11 protein-coding genes and 1 pseudogene are annotated in these 18,152 nt (G+C 70.1%); 11 read left to right on the top strand and 1 reads right to left on the bottom strand.

Going from position 1 to position 18,152, the window contains the following annotated elements; all coding sequences use genetic code 11:
* Positions 1–18: 18 nt before the first annotated feature.
* The 11 genes and pseudogenes from ABT254_RS18905 to ABT254_RS18855 all read left to right on the top strand — a co-directional run bounded on the left by ABT254_RS18905 (position 19) and on the right by ABT254_RS18855 (position 16,628).
* Positions 19–780: a TIGR03936 family radical SAM-associated protein gene (locus tag ABT254_RS18905; protein ID WP_351470962.1), complete on the top strand. Its 762-nt coding sequence runs from the start codon at positions 19–21 to the stop codon at positions 778–780.
* Between the two features lie 263 nt (positions 781–1,043).
* Positions 1,044–4,832, top strand: coding sequence for an Rne/Rng family ribonuclease (locus tag ABT254_RS18900; protein ID WP_351470960.1), 3,789 nt, complete (start codon positions 1,044–1,046; stop codon positions 4,830–4,832).
* Positions 4,833–5,084: 252 nt separating this feature from the next.
* Positions 5,085–5,405, top strand: a complete 321-nt coding sequence (rplU, locus tag ABT254_RS18895) for a 50S ribosomal protein L21 (RefSeq protein WP_020269559.1) — start codon at positions 5,085–5,087, stop codon at positions 5,403–5,405.
* Positions 5,406–5,419: 14 nt separating this feature from the next.
* Complete coding sequence (gene rpmA / locus ABT254_RS18890; protein WP_037854440.1) at positions 5,420–5,674, top strand: 50S ribosomal protein L27; 255 nt, start codon at positions 5,420–5,422, stop codon at positions 5,672–5,674.
* 129 nt (positions 5,675–5,803) lie between these two features.
* On the top strand, positions 5,804–7,246 hold the full coding sequence (obgE, locus tag ABT254_RS18885) for a GTPase ObgE (RefSeq protein ID WP_351470957.1): 1,443 nt from the start codon (positions 5,804–5,806) through the stop codon (positions 7,244–7,246).
* A gap of 228 nt (positions 7,247–7,474) precedes the next feature.
* Entirely contained in the window at positions 7,475–8,935 is a 1,461-nt protein-coding gene (locus tag ABT254_RS18880) for an FG-GAP and VCBS repeat-containing protein (RefSeq protein WP_351470955.1), read from the top strand.
* Positions 8,936–9,243: 308 nt separating this feature from the next.
* The gene (locus tag ABT254_RS18875) at positions 9,244–10,794 is read left to right on the top strand and encodes an alkaline phosphatase D family protein (RefSeq protein ID WP_351470953.1); all 1,551 of its coding nucleotides are present in this window, start codon (positions 9,244–9,246) and stop codon (positions 10,792–10,794) included.
* 15 nt (positions 10,795–10,809) lie between these two features.
* Positions 10,810–11,190, top strand: a pseudogene (locus ABT254_RS18870) (hypothetical protein); the annotation flags it as partial.
* 183 nt (positions 11,191–11,373) lie between these two features.
* Positions 11,374–12,870 (top strand): D-ribitol-5-phosphate cytidylyltransferase, encoded by a 1,497-nt coding sequence (locus tag ABT254_RS18865; RefSeq protein WP_351470947.1) that lies wholly within the window; start codon positions 11,374–11,376, stop codon positions 12,868–12,870.
* A 210-nt stretch (positions 12,871–13,080) separates the two neighbouring features.
* The gene (locus ABT254_RS18860; protein WP_351471121.1) at positions 13,081–15,159 is read left to right on the top strand and encodes a hypothetical protein; all 2,079 of its coding nucleotides are present in this window, start codon (positions 13,081–13,083) and stop codon (positions 15,157–15,159) included.
* A 230-nt stretch (positions 15,160–15,389) separates the two neighbouring features.
* Positions 15,390–16,628 carry a glycosyltransferase family 2 protein gene (locus ABT254_RS18855; protein WP_351470944.1) on the top strand — a complete coding sequence of 413 codons (1,239 nt, stop codon included), beginning with the start codon at positions 15,390–15,392 and terminating at the stop codon, positions 16,626–16,628.
* Between the two features lie 50 nt (positions 16,629–16,678).
* Here the strand turns inward: ABT254_RS18855 and ABT254_RS18850 are convergent, their stop codons facing one another.
* On the bottom strand, positions 16,679–18,091 hold the full coding sequence (locus tag ABT254_RS18850) for a polysaccharide pyruvyl transferase family protein (protein ID WP_351470941.1): 1,413 nt from the start codon (positions 18,089–18,091) through the stop codon (positions 16,679–16,681).
* Positions 18,092–18,152 lie beyond the last annotated feature (61 nt).

The raw sequence follows: 18,152 nt of genomic DNA, 5'->3' as shown, positions 1-18,152 counted from the left end.
CCGCCGCCCGCACCCGCGGTGCAGCGCATCCGACTGCGTTACACCAAGCGCGGCCGCCTCCGGTTCACCAGCCACCGTGACTTCCAGCGCGCCTTCGAGCGTGCGCTGCGCCGCGCCGAGGTGCCCATGGCGTACTCGGCGGGGTTCACGCCGCATCCGAAGGTGTCGTACGCCAATGCCGCACCCACCGGCACGGGCAGTGAGGCGGAGTATCTGGAGATCGCCCTCACCGAGGCGCGGGATCCGGAGAAGCTGAGGCTGCTGCTCGACGAGTCGCTGCCCGCCGGGCTCGACGTCGTCGACGCGGTCGAGGCCCGGACCTCCGGCCTCGCCGACCGGCTCACGGCTTCCGTGTGGGAGCTGCGGCTGGATGGCGTGGACCCGGCCGAGGCGGAGCGGGCCGCGCAGGCCTTCAACTCCGCCGACGCCGTCGAGGTCCAGCGCATGACCAAGAACGGCGTCCGGACGTTCGACGCCCGCCCCGCGGTCGTACATCTTGAAACGCATAGTGATCCGGCTGATAGGCCGACCGACCAGCCCTGTGCGATACTGCGGCTGGTTGTTCGGCACGTGACGCCTGCCGTACGACCCGACGACGTCCTGTCCGGTCTCCGCGCCGTGGCCGACCTGGCGCCGCCGGTCCCCGCAGCGGTGACCAGGCTGGCGCAGGGGCTGTTCGATGAAGAGACCGGCACGGTGACCGACCCGCTCGCGCCCGACCGCGAGGCAGCGACGGCCCCCATGGCCGATTCCGCTGCCGCCGCGAAGGCGTCGGCGTAAGGAAGGTCCCGCGAAGGACGGACGTCGAAGCGCCGCCCTCGTACTCGGGAGCCACCTGGGTCGGGCAGCGCACCGACACAGAAGACTTTCGCCAGGCCGTACGCAATAGGTGTACGGAACCGGCGAGACAGGACACAGAGAGCTCCCGTGCGGCGCCCGCGCCCCGGACGGCGGCACCGCGCATCGCGCGAGCCGCGGACGTCACCGGCGATCAACGCCGGACCAGGCGCGGCGCCCGGGAGCCTGACGGGAGAAATGCCCGCATGCTCGAACCGACCGAACCCACTGAGGGTTCCGAACTGAACACCCCCAGCGACACCTTGCCGCCGCGTCGTCGGCGCCGTGCCGCCTCGCGCCCGGCGGGTCCCCCCGCCGCGGCCGCCTCCGAAACCCCGGAGGAGATCGTCGCGCCGGCCATACCGGCCGACGGGGACAGCGAGAAGAAGCCCGAAGAGGCCGAAGAGGCAGCCGAGGTCGAGGAGACCGAAGAGGCCGTCGAGGAGCCTGCGCCCGTCGCGCGTACGCGTCGTCGTGCGATCCGCCGGGTGTCCGCGCCTGCCGGGGCGCCCGCTGCCGCCGAGGCGGCCGAGACCGTGGTGCCCGCCGCCGCTCCGGCCGAGGAGCCGGAGAGCGCGGCCGTCGCCGAGGCCCCTGCCGAGGCGGTCGCAGAGTCCGACGAGGACGCCGCTCCGCGCCGGACCCGTCGTCGTGCCACGCGCCGTGTGTCGGCGCCCGGCGAGGCGCCCGTGACCGTCGATGCGACCGCTGCCGAGGACGCCGAGCAGCCCGCCGCGGCCGAGGCGCCCGCCGCCGAGGCCGTCGAGCCGGCCGAGGACGCCGCCCCGCGCCGTACGCGTCGTCGTGCCACGCGCCGTGTGTCCCCGCCGGTCGAGGAGACCGCCGGCGTCGAAGAGGCGCCCGCTGTCGAAGAGCCCGCCGCCGCTCCGGCCGCCGAGCCGGCCGAGGAGGACGGCGCGCCGCGGCGTACGCGTCGCCGCACCGCCCGCAAGGCCGCCACCGGGTTCGCCGAGCCCGCGCAGGCCGCCGCCGTCGAGGGCACCGAGAGCGCCGAGGACGAGGGTCCGCGTCGGCCTGCCCGGCCCGCGGTCGCCGTGTTCCAGGCGCCCGTGTTCACCGAGCCGCAGTTCCAGACGCCGCAGCGGGCCGCCGCCGAAGCGGCCGCCGAGTCCGGGTCCGCCGAGCCGGAGGAGCTCCCCGAGGAGCAGCCCGGGGCGCGCCGCCGGCGCCGTCGCCGCGGTGCCGCGTTCGGCGAGGAGACCGAGCCGCAGGCCGTCGAGACCGCCGTGGAGGACGAGGCGGAGGAGGCCGAGGAGTCGGCCGAGGACGCCGTCGACGACGAGTCCGAGGAGACCGGTTCGCGCCGTCGCCGTCGCCGCGGCGGCCGTCGCCGTCGTCGTGGCGAGTCCGCCGAGTCCGCCGGTGAGGACGAGTCGGAGGAGTCCGACGAGCTCGCCGCCGTACAGGCCGCGCAGGATGCCGAGGACACCGCCGAGCAGGTCGAGGACGACGAGGAGGAGGACGAGTCCGCCGAGAGCGGCGGCTCCAGCTCCAGCAGCCGTCGTCGTCGCCGCCGTCGTCGTCGTGCCGGTGACACCTCCGTGGACACCGAGCCCGGCGAGGGCGACCCCGAGCGCACCGTCGTCAAGGTCCGCGAGCCCCGTCCCCCGCGGGAGAAGGGTGCCGAGCCGTCCGACGAGGTGCAGTCCATCAAGGGCTCCACGCGTCTCGAGGCCAAGAAGCAGCGCCGCAGGGAAGGCCGCGAGCAGGGACGCCGGCGCGTCCCGATCATCACCGAGGCCGAGTTCCTGGCCCGCCGCGAGGCCGTCGAGCGTGTGATGGTCGTCCGGCAGAGCGGTGAGCGCACGCAGATCGGCGTCCTGGAGGACGGCGTGCTCGTCGAGCACTACGTCAACAAGGAGCAGTCGACCTCGTACGTCGGCAACGTCTACCTCGGCAAGGTCCAGAACGTGCTGCCGTCGATGGAGGCCGCCTTCATCGACATCGGCAAGGGCCGCAACGCCGTCCTGTACGCCGGTGAGGTCAACTTCGAGGCGCTCGGCATGGCCAACGGGCCGCGCCGTATCGAGTCCGCCCTGAAGTCCGGCCAGTCCGTGCTCGTGCAGGTCACCAAGGACCCGATCGGACACAAGGGCGCCCGTCTGACCAGCCAGGTCTCCCTCCCGGGCCGCTACCTCGTGTATGTCCCCGAGGGCTCGATGACCGGCATCAGCCGCAAGCTGCCCGACACCGAGCGCGCGCGGCTGAAGACCATCCTCAAGAAGATCGTCCCCGAGGACGCGGGCGTCATCGTGCGCACCGCCGCCGAGGGCGCGAGCGAGGACGAGCTGCGCCGCGACGTGGAGCGGCTTCAGGCGCAGTGGGAGGACATCCAGAAGAAGTCGAAGAACGGCAACGCCCCGACGCTGCTGTACGGCGAGCCGGACATGACCGTCCGTGTCGTCCGCGACATCTTCAACGAGGACTTCACCAAGGTCGTCGTCAGCGGCGACGACGCGTGGCAGACCATCCACGGCTATGTCTCGCACGTGGCGCCCGACCTCGCCGACCGCCTGTCGAAGTGGACCAGTGAGGTCGACGTCTTCGCCACGTACCGGATCGACGAGCAGCTCGCCAAGGCCCTGGACCGCAAGGTCTGGCTGCCCAGCGGCGGCTCGCTGGTGATCGACCGGACCGAGGCGATGGTCGTCGTCGACGTCAACACCGGCAAGTTCACCGGCCAGGGCGGCAACCTGGAGGAGACGGTCACCAGGAACAACCTGGAGGCGGCCGAGGAGATCGTGCGCCAGCTGCGGCTGCGCGACCTCGGCGGCATCATCGTGATCGACTTCATCGACATGGTGCTGGAGTCCAACCGGGACCTGGTGCTGCGTCGCCTGCTGGAGTGCCTGGGCCGCGACCGTACGAAGCACCAGGTCGCCGAGGTGACCTCGCTGGGGCTCGTGCAGATGACCCGCAAGCGGGTCGGCCAGGGTCTGCTGGAGTCCTTCTCCGAGACCTGCGTCCACTGCAACGGCCGCGGTGTCATCGTGCACATGGAGCAGCCGACCTCCCCCGGTGGCGGCGGCAAGCGCAAGAAGCGCGGTCGTGGCGGCGACGGGCAGGTGCACGAGCACGAGGCCGTGGCGGCCGTCGAGGCTCCGGAGGCCGTCGAGGAGACCGAGGAAGAGGTCGCTGCCGAGGTCGCGGCACCGGTCGCGCTGTCCGAGCCGGCCTTCGCGCCGGACGAGGAGCTGTACAGCAGCGTCGCCGAGGCGGAGGCCGCGGTCGGCCGTGGCCGTTCACGGCGCCGCGCGAGCCGTCGGGCGTCCGCTCCGGCGGGTGCGCCCCGGCGTGAGGCACCGCGGCACGAGGAGGCCGAGGTGCCGACCGCTCAGGACGTGACGGCCGAGGAAGAGGCGGAGCGTCCGGTGCAGCCGGAGCCCGCCGCCGAGGCGCTCGCCGAGCCCGCGGCCGTGGAGGACGCCGTGGTTCCGGCCGAGGCCCCGGCCACGGAAGAGGCCGCGCCCAAGGGGCGTACGCGCCGTCGTGCGACCCGCAAGGTGTCCGCGCCGGCCGGGTCGCCCGCGGGGGCCGAGGCCACCGTGGTGACGGTCGCCGAGACCGCGCCGGTCGCGGAGGCCGCACCGGCGGTGGAGGCGGAGGCCGTCGCGGAGTCCGAGGCCCCGGCCGAGAGCGCCGCTCCGGCCCGCCCGCGCCGCCGTGCCGTGCGCAAGGAGGCCGCGCCGACCGCGTCCGAGGAGACGGCCGTCGTGGTCGTCCCGTCGGCTGCGGATGAGTCGGCTGCCGCGGAGGAGAGCGCCGAGGAGGCGGCTCCGGCCAAGAAGACGGCAGCTCGCAAGACGGCCAAGAAGGCCACCGCCAAGAAGGCCGCCACCAAGAAGACGGCGGCTGCCAAGAAGACGGCGGCGAAGAAGGTCACAGCCAAGAAGGCGGCGAAGACCGCCAAGACGGCCGCGGCCAAGACGGCGGCGAAGAAGACGGCGGTCTCGGCCGCCGCCGACGAGAGCTGAGCAGCGACGAGAGCTGAGCAGTGCGCTGTGCGGCCGGTCCCTGTGACCGGCCGCACGCGTGTGGGGCCCGGCCCGGTTTGACCCCTCCGGCCACGGCCCCGTAACCTTGACCGTCGGCGTGTCCTTGGATATGGGCGCGCCACATCCCCGTAAACCTCATTCCTCCAGGGCACTGGGTGCTCCGGAGAGGCTGCCCGTGCCGGGTGGCTGGACTGCGGGGGTGCCGTTCCCGAGCGAGAGAGTGAGATCCGCGTGTACGCCATCGTGCGCAGCGGTGGTCGCCAGCACAAGGTTGCTGTCGGCGACATCGTTGAGGTTGACAAGATTTCCACCGCCCAGGTTGGCGACACGGTCGAGCTCTCGACCCTGCTCGTTGTCGACGGCGACGCTGTGACCAGCGACCCGTGGGTGCTGGCCGGCATCAAGGTCCAGGCCGAGGTCGTGGACCACCACAAGGGCCAGAAGATCGACATTCTGCGCTACAAGAACAAGACCGGCTACCGCCGTCGTCAGGGCCACCGCCAGCAGTACACGGCGATCAAGGTCACTGAGATCCCCACGGCTGCGAAGTAAGGGACTGAGGAGAGATGGCACACAAGAAGGGCGCATCGTCCACCCGGAACGGTCGCGACTCGAACGCCCAGCGGCTCGGCGTGAAGCGCTTCGGCGGTCAGGTCGTCAACGCGGGTGAGATCATCGTCCGCCAGCGCGGCACCCACTTCCACCCCGGCGCGGGCGTCGGCCGTGGCGGCGACGACACGCTGTTCGCGCTGCAGCCCGGTGCGGTGGAGTTCGGTACCCACCGTGGCCGCAAGGTCGTGAACATCGTTCCGGTCGCCTGAGTCGGTTCCTGACTCGGGGCTGAAGCCCGAACGCTTCGCGAGGCGGACCTCACTTCCCGTGTGGGAAGGCGGGTCCGCCTTTCGCGTGTTGACATGAGTAACACCCGTACGTAACTGGAGGCACCCACCATGACCACCTTCGTGGACCGCGTCGAACTGCATGTCGCCGCGGGTAGCGGAGGTCACGGCTGTGCCTCCGTCCACCGTGAGAAGTTCAAGCCGCTCGGCGGACCCGACGGCGGCAACGGCGGGCGCGGCGGTGACGTCATCCTCACCGTCGACCAGTCCGTGACGACTCTTCTCGACTACCACCACTCGCCGCACCGCAAGGCCACCAACGGCAAGCCCGGCGAGGGCGGCAACCGCTCGGGCAAGGACGGCCAGGACCTCGTGCTGCCCGTGCCGGACGGCACCGTCGTCCTCGACAAGGCCGGCAATGTGCTCGCCGACCTGGTCGGACACGGCACCTCGTACGTCGCCGCGCAGGGCGGCCGCGGCGGGCTCGGCAACGCGGCGCTCGCGTCGGCGCGCCGCAAGGCGCCCGGGTTCGCGCTGCTCGGTGTCCCCGGCGATGTCCAGGACATCGTCCTGGAGCTGAAGACGGTCGCGGACGTGGCGCTGGTGGGTTACCCGAGCGCCGGCAAGTCCTCGCTGATCTCGGTGCTGTCGGCCGCCAAGCCGAAGATCGCCGACTATCCGTTCACGACCCTCGTCCCCAACCTGGGTGTCGTGACGGCCGGGTCGACCGTGTACACCATCGCGGACGTACCGGGGCTGATCCCGGGCGCCAGCCAGGGCAAGGGGCTGGGCCTCGAGTTCCTGCGGCACGTCGAGCGGTGCAGTGTGCTGGTGCATGTGCTGGACACGGCGACGCTGGAGTCCGAGCGGGATCCCGTCTCCGACCTCGATGTCATCGAGGAGGAGCTCAAGCAGTACGGCGGGCTCGACCGGCGGCCGCGGATCGTCGTACTGAACAAGATCGACGTACCGGACGGCAAGGATCTCGCCGAGATGGTGCGGCCGGATCTGGAGGCGCGCGGGTACCGGGTCTTCGAGGTGTCGGCAGTGGCCCATCTCGGGCTGAAGGAACTGTCGTTCGCGCTGGCCGACCTGGTGGCGAAGGCGCGCGCCGCGAAGCCGAAGGAGGAGGCGACGCGGATCGTCATCCGGCCCAAGGCCGTCGACGACGCGGGCTTCACGGTGACGCGCGAGGAGGACGGGCTGTTCCGGGTGCGGGGCGAGAAGCCCGAGCGCTGGGTGCGGCAGACCGACTTCAACAACGACGAGGCCGTCGGGTATCTCGCGGACCGCCTCAACCGCCTCGGTGTGGAGGAGGAGTTGATGAAGGCGGGGGCCCGGTCGGGCGACGGTGTCGCCATCGGACCCGAGGAGAACGCCGTCGTCTTCGACTGGGAGCCGTCGGTGATGGCCGGGGCGGAGATGCTGGGCCGGCGCGGCGAGGACCACCGGTTCGAGGCGCCCAGGCCCGCGGCGCAGCGGCGTCGCGATCGGCAGGCCGAGCGCGATGAAGCCCTTCAGGAGTACGGCGGCTTCGAACCGTTCGGTGAGTAGGCGCGCGGCGGGTTGGTGACGACTGGGGGCTGCCGCCCCCAGGCCCCCGCTTCGGCCTGAACGGCCTCGTCCTCGAACGCCGGACGGGCTGAACAGGTGAACGGCGGGGGAATTCGCGGGGTGTCTCAGGGCAACCCCTTTGACTCACGGTGAGTCGTACTGGGCAACGCGAATGAGGATCTTGGATCCCAGCCGCCGTCAACTGCCCTTCAGATTCCCGGAGTCGACGTGTCCCAGTCCGTTGTTGTGCCCAGATCGCGGCGTGCTGTGGTGGTCGCCATCGCCCTGCTTGCCGGGGCCGCCGTCGTCTCGCCGGTCGCCGATGCGCACGCCTCGGTCGTGAAGAGCGTGCGGCAGGACTTCAACGGTGACGGGTACGAGGACCTCGCCACCGGGGCGCCGGCCGCCACGGTAGGCGGCAAGAAGGCCGCCGGGTATGTGGCTGTCGTGTACGGGTCGGCGCACGGGCTGAACCTCGCGAGCAAGAAGGTCTTCACGCAGGCGACCTCCGGTGTGCCCGGCACTCCCGAGGCGGGAGATCACTTCGGTGCCCATCTCACCGCGGGCGATCTGGACGGCGACGGCTACACCGACCTGGTGGTCCCGGCGGCGGGTGAGCAGTGGACGCAGGGCGGGACGGCCCGGCACGGCAGTGTGACCGTGCTGTGGGGCGCCAAGAGCGGGCTTTCCGGCGGGACGATTCTGCCGGGCGCGGTCCTCGGCGGTTCCGCGCGGGTCGTCGCCGGTGACTTCGACGGGGACGGGCACGCCGACCTGGCGGGGCCCTCGTCGCTGGAGTCGGGGCCGTTCAGCCGTACCGGGGTGCCCGCCCGCAGCCAGGACAGCTCGTTCACCGACGCCGATGTGCAGGTGCTGGACGTGGCGAGCGGGGACGTGGACGGGGACGGCATCAGCGACGTGGTCGTGCTGACCGGTCCGTTCGACTTCGACGACCCGGGCGACCAGAACGTCGGGCACACCCTCTTCTACCTGCACGGCACCCGGAACGGTCTCGCCCCGCTCACCCACCTCAAGGACGGCGAGGGGCGGGAGATCGAGGGCGGTGAGAGCATCGCGCTCGGTGACGTCAACGGCGACGGGCGGGACGATCTCGTCTTCGGCCGGCCCCGGGTCGCGTACTCCGGCGAGGGCACGCCCGACCCGAGCGAGTACGGCGAGCGGATCGGCGTCGTGCTCGGTACCGCACAGGGGCCGCAGACCGCCGACCCGCGCACGATCGACCAGGACACGCCGGGAGTGCCGGGTGCGACGGAGACCGGTGATCTCTTCGGTACGGACGTCGCGGTCGGTGACGTGAACGGCGACGGCTGCGCCGACATCGCGGTCGGCATTCCCGGTGAGGACTTCTCCGGGATACAGGACGCCGGGACGGTCGCCGTCGTGCCCGGCAGCGCGTCCGGCCCGACCGGCGCCGGTACGAAGGTGTTCAGCCAGAACACGGCGGATGTCCCCGGCACCGCCGAGCGCTCCGACCGCTTCGGCGAGGCGGTCACGCTCCTCGCGGATCTGGTCGTCGGCGCGCCCGGTGAGAACTCGAATGCCGGTTCGGTATGGGGTTTCCGTTCCACTGCCGCCGGGGTCACCGCCACGGGCTCCGTGTCCTTCGGTGCCACAGCCCTCGGTACGGATCCCGAACTCGCCCGACTCGGAAGCGAGTTCACCCGCTGAGCTCACGCGGCGAGCTCTACGGCGGGCTCACCGGGCGAAAACGCGTTCGACGGCGCCGTCCCGGTCGCGGCCGACGTCGAACTCGGCTTGAACTTCGCTCACTGAACAACCCCCCGCCCGGTGTCAATTGAGGGCATGTAAGGCCCGTTGCGGCAAAATCACGTTCGTCGTGTTGTTCCCGTGTCGCAACGGGTCTTCTGTTGTCTGCCCATTTGTCATGCACGCGAAGGCCTCCGTTCAGCGGGTGGACCGCCCGGCTGCGTGAGCTTTCACGTGTCCAAGAGGCTTGCGAGACAGGGGAGTTCGCGATGACCGGAGCAATCTCGCCCGACCGACGCCGCTTTCTGACCGCCGGTGCCGCCGTCCTCGGCGCCGCCGCGTCCGCCCAGCTCTGGCTGCCGGGGACGGCCCGTGCGGCCGAAGCCACCCTGCCCGACGGCGTGTTCAGCCTCGGCGTCGCCTCCGGCGACCCGCTGCACGACGGCATCGTGCTGTGGACCCGGCTCGCCCCCGACCCCCTGAACGGCGGCGGCATGCCCGACACCGCGGTCCCGGTGGAGTGGGAGCTCGCGGAGGACGACCGGTTCAGAAAGCCCGTCCGCCGGGGCATCGCCCAGGCCCGGCCCGAGTACGGGCACAGCGTTCACGTGGACGTACGAGGCCTGCGCCCGGACCGCTCGTACTGGTACCGCTTCCGCGCCGACGGCCAGATCTCGCCCGTCGGCCGCACCCGCACCGCCCCGCACCCGCACAGCAGGGGCGGCTCGCTGCGCATCGCTCTCGCCTCCTGCCAGAACTGGCAGCACGGCTATTTCACGCCGTACGCCGACATGCTCGACCAGGACCCCGACCTCGTCCTGTTCGTCGGCGACTACATCTACGAGTCCACCCCGTCGGCCACGGCCGTGCGCAGGCACGAGGGAACGGGGGAGCCGTACACCCTGGAGCAGTACCGAAACCGGTACGCGCAGTACAAGACCGACCCCGACCTCGCCGCGGTGCACGCGAACACGCCCTGGGTGGTCACCTTCGACGACCACGAGGTCGACAACGACTGGGCCGGTGAGATCCCGCAGGACCCCGACAAGCAGCCGCACGACGCGTTCGTGGCCCGGCTGACGGCGGCCTTCCAGGCGTACTACGAGCACATGCCGGTGCGTGCCTCCGCGGTGCCGAACGGCCCGCACATCCAGATGTACCGGCGGCTGGAGTTCGGCCGCCTCGCCCGCCTGAACGTCCTGGACACCCGGCAGTTCCGCAGCGACCAGGTGACCAGCCAGACGGCCGCCGAGAACCCGTCGCTCACCATGCTCGGCGCCGAGCAGAAGGAGTGGCTCCTGGACGGGCTGCAGGACTCGCCGGCCCGCTGGAACCTGATCGCCTCGCAGATAATGATGGCCGAGACCGATCTGCAGATCGGCGAGGGCAAGCTCTGGTACTACGACGCCTGGGACGGCTACCAGGTCGAACGCAACGCCCTGCTGGAGGAGTTCGCCGACATCCGCAACCCGGTGGTGCTCAGCGGCGACCGCCACCTCACGATGATCAGCGACCTCAAGACCGACTACGACGACCCGGACTCCGAGGTCGTGGGCGCCGAGTTCGTCGGTACGTCCATCTCCAGCAACGGGGACCAGGACCAGGCCGCCTTCCACGCCGAGTGGGACCCGCGGATGCCGGACAACCCGCACTGGAAGCTGATCGACGCCCACCGCGGCTACCACCTGTTCGACATCGACCGTGACGGCATCGACGCCCAGGTGAGGGTGGTGGACACGGTTCGGCAGCCGACCGCCACGGCGAGCACGCTGGCACGGCTGCGGGTGGAATCGGGCAAACCCGGAGTGCGGGTGGTCTGACCGGCAGGGCGGACTGATCGATCCCTTACCCTCGCCGAGACCGAAATGCTGCGGAATCTTAATAGGGAATTCCGGGGCAATGGACTGCCCGACGAGCCGTATTCCAGGCTCGTTCGTAACGGCGCGGGCATGCATATGAAGAACGCGTGCAGCCCGGCGCCGCAGGACGTGAAGATCCCGACACCGCGGTGGGCCGTCGAGGCCGCCGCCCGGATCGGCGCCGAGATGATTGACCGCATCGCCCATACGGGCGTACGGGTCCTCGGCGATCCGGCGCACGCGGCACCGGTGCGGCACGGCGCCCCGGCCAGGGCGCGCACGGTTCACCGGACGCCTTCCGTGGAACTCGTGAAGGCGCTCGGCCACCGCTGCCCGAAGAAGCCGCGGCGGCACTGAACCCCTGTGCAGTTACTCACAGCAATTCCGAGGCAGCTGACGGAGGCGGTCCCACTGTCACCAGCGGTGCCAGGTGAATGACAGGTGGCGCGCACATATGCAGCGAACGGCGCTCACCTTGCACAGCGGTAACCGCAAGTGGGACCATTTCCGCGTTCCCTGTCGCCCCAAGGTAGGTCCTCTGTGTCCCAGCACATAGCCAAGCCCCGTACCACCGCAGTCGTCCTGGCCGGCGGTACCGGCCAGCGTGTGGGTCTTTCGATCCCCAAGCAGCTGCTGAAGATCGCCGGCAAGGCAGTCATCGAGCACACCCTGACCACCTTCGAGAAGGCCGACTCGATCGACGACGTCATCGTGCTGATGGCGCCGGGATACGTACCCGACGTCGAGAAGATCGTCGCCAAGGCCGGGTTCAAGAAGGTCAAGAAGATCATCGAGGGCGGCTCGACCCGGAACGAGACCACCGAGCGCGCCATCCAGGCCCTCGGCGAGGGCCTGGCCGACGGCGAGGACCTCAACGTCCTCTTCCACGACGCCGTACGCCCTCTGCTGGCACAGCGCGTGATCGACGACTGCGTGGCCGCCCTCGAGCGCTACCAGGCCGTCGACGTCGCCATCCCGTCCGCGGACACCATCATCGTGACGCGCACGCACGGCGAGGACGGCGAGTTCATCACCGAGATCCCCGACCGCTCCCGGCTGCGCCGCGGCCAGACCCCGCAGGCCTTCAAGCTGTCGACCATCAAGCGGGCCTACGAGGTCGCCGCCGGCGACCCCAACTTCCAGGCCACGGACGACTGCTCCGTCGTACTGAAGTACCTGCCGGACGTGCCGATCCACGTCGTCGCGGGCGACGAGTACAACATGAAGGTCACCCAGCCGGTCGACGTCTTCATCGCGGACAAGCTGTTCCAGCTCGCCTCGACCGCCGCGCCCGAACAGGTGAGCGAGGAGGCCTACCGCGAGCTGCTGACCGGCAAGACGGTCGTGATCTTCGGCGGCTCGTACGGCATCGGCAAGGACATCGCCGAGCTGGCCGAGTCCTACGGCTCCAAGGTGTACGCGCTGGGCCGCTCCACCACCGGCACCCACGTGGAGAACCCGGAGGAGGTCGACGACGCGCTGTCCAAGGCGTACGCGGAGACCGGCCGGATCGACTACGTCGTCAACACCGCGGGCGTGCTGCGCATCGGCAAGCTGGCCGAGACGGACAACGCGACCATCGAGGAAGCGCTGAAGGTCAACTACCTGGCCCCGGTGCAGATCGCTCGTTCCGCGTACAAGTACCTGGCGGAGACCAAGGGCCAGCTGCTGCTGTACACCTCCAGCAGCTACACCCGCGGCCGTGCCGAGTACAGCCTCTACTCCTCGACCAAGGCCGCCATGGTGAACCTCACCCAGGCCCTGTCCGACGAGTGGGCCGGCGACGGCATCCGTGTCAACTGCATCAACCCGGAGCGCACCGCGACCCCCATGCGCACCAAGGCCTTCGGCCAGGAGCCCGCGGGTTCCCTGCTCTCCTCCGAGGCCGTGGCCCGCACCTCGCTGGACGTGCTGCTGTCCGAGCTGACCGGCCATGTCATCGACGTCCGCCAGCAGGACCCGACGGCGGGTGCGGCGAAGGCCTCCGGCTTCGAGCAGGCGCTGGCCTCGGTGCTGGACCGACAGGACGGCATGTAATAATCGGCGGGAATTAGTCTTCCGTTATTCAGGCCTCTGCTTTCCGGTGTCAATGCAGTGCATTGACCGGGTGTTCGCAGGGGCCTGAATCCGTACACCCGACGAATTCCCATCGAATTGCCACAAACCCTGCGCACTTCAGAACAAAACCGGCACTCCCCCTCCCAGAGCAGGTTCTCCGTGATATCCACCGCTATTCGCGTCGCCCGGGTGGGCAGCGCGGCCGAGCTGGCCGCGGCGGTCCTCATGATGCTGGGCTTCCCGGCGCTCATGCTGGCCGCGCTCGTCCCGAGCGTCTACGCCTTCGCGGCAGCGGCCGCCGTGACGTACCTGGCGGACCACTATCTGCACCGCAAGGGCAGCTACCTCATCAACCGGCTCAGCAAGGTCAGGGCCGGCCTCTCGATCCGCTTCCTGATCCGAGAGCTGCTGCTGATCCTGCTGCTGGCCCGGCTGTCCCTCGCGGACAACCTGATCTACTACGGCGCGGTCGCCTGCTTCATCGCCTTCTACGGCCTCCAGGCCCCGCACGGTGCGCTGGTCACCCTGATCCGCAACCGCCGCCGGATGCCGGTCGCCACCCGCAACGTCGACCTGGCCTCGCGCATCCGCATCCCGGACGCGCCGCCGCGCGCACTGCTGGACCGCTCGGCCGAGAAGATGCTCCACCTCGACCTCGCGGCCGTCGCCGGCATTCTGGTCGCCGCCGCCATGGAGTCGTCCGTGCCGGGCTTCATCGGCATCGGCATCGCCATCTTCCTGGGCTGTCTGTACGTCCTCGCGCTGGTGCCCTACCTCCGCGGCAACAAGGTCCCGCCGAACGCCGAGAAGGTGCTGGCGGCCGTCGACGACTGGCTGCGGGAGTACAAGCCGGAGACGGTCCTGTACTTCTCGGGCTCCAAGGACTCCGCGTACCAGGTCAACATGTGGCTGGAGACGATGGAGCAGCTCGACTCCAAGCCGCTGGTCATCCTGCGCGAGCGGGTCATCCTGGCCAACCTGGCGCCCACCACGGTCCCCGTCATCTGCGTGCCCGGCGGTGTGCACCTGATGAACATGGACCTGAGCACCGTGCGGGTGGCGCTGTACGCGGCGAACGTCGGCAAGAACATCCACCTGCTGCGCGTCCCCACCATGAAGCACGTCTTCATCGGCCACGGCGACAGCGACAAGCTGGCCAGCGTGAACCCGTTCAGCAAGGTGTACGACGAGGTGTGGACCGCGGGCCGCGCGGGCCGCGACCGCTATGCCATAGCCGATGTCGGCGTCCGCGACGAGGACATCGTGGAGGTCGGCCGCCCGCAGCTGGCGCCGATCAAGACCTGGCAGGGCGGCCTCGAGGGTGCCCGCGACTCGGCTGCCGACGGACGCTGCCCCACGGTGCTGTACGCACCGACCTGGGAGGGATGGGACGGCGACCCGGGCAACACCTCGCTCGTGCTGGCCGGCGAGAACATCGTGAAGAAGCTGGTGAAGGCCGACCCGCCGGTCCGCGTCCTCTACAAGGCGCACCCGTTCACCGGCACCGTCAGCAAGGAGGCCGGCGCGGCGCACCGCCGTATCGTCGCGCTGGTCGAGAAGGCCGCCGCCGATCGCGCCGCCGACCCCCGCTTCACCGCCGACGCGGCCGAGCAGGCGAAGGCCAAGGCCGAACTGGCCCGGATCGAGGCCCGTCTCGCCGAGCTGGCCGGCGCCGCGAACGACCGGGGCGACGAGGCCGAAGCCACGCGTGACGGCGTGGTCGACCTCGGCAAGCACGAGGAGATCGCCCGGCTGCGGGGCGAGTGGAACGACGCGTACTGGCGTTCCTTCCCCGTCTGGGAACACCGCGTCATCACGGGCGCCGAGCCGCGCCTGTACGACTGCTTCAACGTCTCCGACGCGATGGTCTCCGACATCTCCAGCGTGGTCTCCGACTTCATCGCGAGCGGCAAGCCGTACGCGGTCACCGACTCCGCCGGACTGGGTGTCGAGGAGTTCAAGCGGCAGAACACCGCCGTGCGCGCCGCGGTGATCCTCTCCAACAGCGCCAAGGAGCTGGGCGCGCTGCTGGACGCGGTCCGCGACCCGGCCGCCGACGCACTGGCGGAGGACCGCAAGGAGCTGAAGCAGTACCTGCTCGGCCCGGACGACCCGACGTCCATCGAGCAGTTCAACACCGCGGTGGCGAACCTGACGCTCAAGGCCGACACCCGCAACCTCGGCCAGGAGTCCCGGGCCGCCGCGGCCGGCACCCCCGGGGCGGACGAACTGTCGGACGCACTGTCGGCGCAGCCGCCCACCGCGTGAGAAGGCGGCCGCCCGTGGTGTGAAACGGGTGAGAAGGGCCCGGTTTTCGAGGAGTGATCCTCGAAAACCGGGCCCTTCTTCGTATGTACATGTGTCCGTACTGTCCGTTCGCCATGTGAACTGAGTCACGAAAACCCGGTCATAGGGCAACCGCTTGCCCGGGTGGGCCGTCTTTTCAGGTAGCGAATGAGCCGATACGGGGGAAATATCCCGTTGACGAGGGGGAAATAGTGACCGTGACGCAGCCTGATGTGAGCGTCGTCATCGGGGCGTACGAAGCGATGCCGTATCTGGTCGAGTGCCTTGCGTCCGTCGAGGCACAGACCATCGACCCGGAGCGCATCGAGGTCATCGCGGTGGACGACGGCTCCACGGACGGCTCGGGGGAGTACCTGGAGGAGTTCGCGGCCCGCGTAGCGATGCCGGTCACGGTGATCCGGCAGGACAACTCCGGCGGCCCCAGCGGCCCGCGCAACGTCGGCCTGGGCAAGGCCGCCGGGCGCTATGTCTTCTTCCTCGACGCCGACGACCGGCTCGGCCCCGAGGCCCTGGAGCGCATGGTCGCCATGGCCGACCGCAACGGCACGGACGTGGTCCTCGGCCGCGTCGAGGGCATCAACCGCAAGCCGCCGCAGTCGATGTGGGGCAAGACCCTCGACCGCACCGACGTCTACTCCTCCAACATCAAGTTCACGCTGAGCGCGCAGAAGCTGTTCCGCCGTGAGTTCCTGGAGCGGCACGGCATGCGCTTCGACGAGTCCCTGTGGACCGGCGAGGACGCCCTGTTCACCATGGAGGCCTATCTGCGGGCGAACGGCGTCTCCGTGCTCGCCGACTACACCTGCTACTACCTGGTGGGCCGCGAGGACGGCAAGCACGTCACGAAGAGCGGGGGCTACACCCTGCGCTTCGACTCCGCGCGCGCCCTCATGAACCTGATCGCCGAACTCGTCCCCGCCGGGGACAAGCGCGACATGCTCCTGGTCCGCCCCTTCCTGGTCACGCTGCTGCCGCAGTTCGGCCCGAAGTACCTCACGGACAGCGAGAAGGTACGACGGCACAAGTTCGAGCTGGCGAAGCCGCTGATGGAGGAGTTCTGGAGCGAGGGCGTCGCAGGCCGCCTCAAGGTCGAGGAGCGGCTGCGACTGCACCTGGTCGCCGAGCAGAAGCCCGAACTCCTCCTCCCCGTCGTGGAGTTCGTGAAGGCGAAGAAGCAGGCGGCGGCCCTCCTGGAGAAGAAGGGCCGGGAGGTCTACCTCGCCTACCCGCACTTCCGGGATGCGAAGGCCGCCATACCCGACTCCGTCTACCTCGCCGCACCCCGCGAGGCCCGCGCCTTCCACGGCTACCGCGAGCACTCCGCCGGCTCGGTACTGAAGCGGGCGGTACGGAAGGCGCGCCGGGTGATGAAGGCCCGGGCGAGCGCGGGCAGGACACGCACCCCGGGCGGGACGGCCGCGGCGGCCTGACGGCCGGGAGATCCGGTGGGGCCGGACAGCACCCCAAGGGGGCGCAGGCGCTATTGCCTGCCGGACTGCAGCGCCCGCCGGATCGGCCGCCCCACCACTCGCCGGGCCCGCCGGTAGACGGACGCCGACGGGCCCGCCGTACCGGACTTGGCGGCGCCCAGCTCACGCTTCAACTGGGCGTTGTCCAGCGACAGTTCGCTGATTCGGCTCTGCAACCAGCCGAAGCGTGAGGTGAGCGAGGCGAGGTCGGCGTCGTTCCAGGGGCGCACCCCGGCCGGGAAGGCCAGCGAGCGCATCCGGGCCTCGAAGGCCGCGCCGCCGTCGCCGTGCGTGAACGTGTTCTCCAGGCCGTTTCGGTCCAGGAACGCCGTGAACCGCTCGAAGCGCTCCAGATGGCCGCCGGCCAGGCCGCTGAAGTCGGCCTCCTCGTACAGCTGCGCCGGGTCGAGATCCGGGGGCAGCTTGTCGATGCGGCGGTGCGGGATGTCGAAGTAGCGGCACAGCTCCAGCGTCCGCGAGTCGCCGCACAGCACGGTGGCGGGCGTGCCCGCGAGAAGCGCCGCGATATTGCCGTGGATGCGGGAGCCGAACGAGAAGTCGTACCCCCGCAGATCGTCGATCCAGACCGCCGGGTCGATGTAGACCCGGACCTTGTCCTCCCGGTACATCGGGTGGTCCGGGTGGGTCGGGATCGCCGTCACCGCGGCGTTCGGGTGGGACAGGTCCCGCCAGTGCAGCTGCCGTGCGTCGCTGAGGTTCTGGCCGATGAACGTCAGGTGCGGATAGCGGGCGTGGGCGCGGTCGATGACCTTGTCGAGGCCCTGTTTCTGCACCGCGTTGTGCGAGCCGTTGACCGCGATCCGGGAGCGGGCGGTCAGCTCCGGCGCCCGCTTGTGCACGGCGAGTTCCTTGCCGTACAGGAAAAGGGACGGGCAGCCGATGACCTCGACATCGCTGAAGCCCAGGTCCCTGAGGTACTTCTCGGTGAACTCGCCCCGCACCCCGATCGAGGCGCTGCGGTCGAGCACCGCCGAGACGAACTCGCGCACCGACTGCTCCATCGGCTTGAGCCGCGCCGCGTTGTAGCTCAGCCCCGCCTGCGCGCCGATGCCCAGCACCACGACCGGGATCCGCAGCCTGCTGATCAGCCGCGTCAGCCGCTTCAGCTGTGACTCGAACGACGGCCGGAAGGCGTTGGCCAGCGGTACGACGAACGCGTCGTACTCCTCGTTGATCCGGTCCGCCGCCGCCACATCGGTCCGGATGCCGTTCGAGACGACCTCGGTGCCGGGTGTCTCGAGGATCTTGTGGGAGGCGTCACTGAAGATCAGATTGCCGGAGTTGGTGGCGATGACGTCCCGGTGGAGGGCCTCCTCGACCGGAAAGACGTCGTAGGGGCTCTTCCCGGAGCGCAGGAGTATGCGCTTGGTGCGGCGGACTTCGGGGCGATCTTTAGGTGGCACGGTGTTCAAATTAGATTTACCGGGGCTTTGTTTTCTATACACAACCAGTGCAACCTTTTTG

The organism is Streptomyces sp. NPDC001137, from assembly GCF_040298885.1.
GTDB lineage: Bacteria > Actinomycetota > Actinomycetes > Streptomycetales > Streptomycetaceae > Streptomyces.
Note: the sequence above shows the minus strand (reverse complement) of the source record. Positions and strands in the feature narration are given on the sequence as shown.

Coding starts and splice junctions, on each gene's coding strand:
- rpmA (WP_037854440.1), top strand. CDS start 5,420: ATGGCACACAAGAAGGGCGCATCGTCCACCCGGAACGGTCGCGACTCG.
- ABT254_RS18900 (WP_351470960.1), top strand. CDS start 1,044: ATGCTCGAACCGACCGAACCCACTGAGGGTTCCGAACTGAACACCCCC.
- ABT254_RS18875 (WP_351470953.1), top strand. CDS start 9,244: ATGACCGGAGCAATCTCGCCCGACCGACGCCGCTTTCTGACCGCCGGT.
- obgE (WP_351470957.1), top strand. CDS start 5,804: ATGACCACCTTCGTGGACCGCGTCGAACTGCATGTCGCCGCGGGTAGC.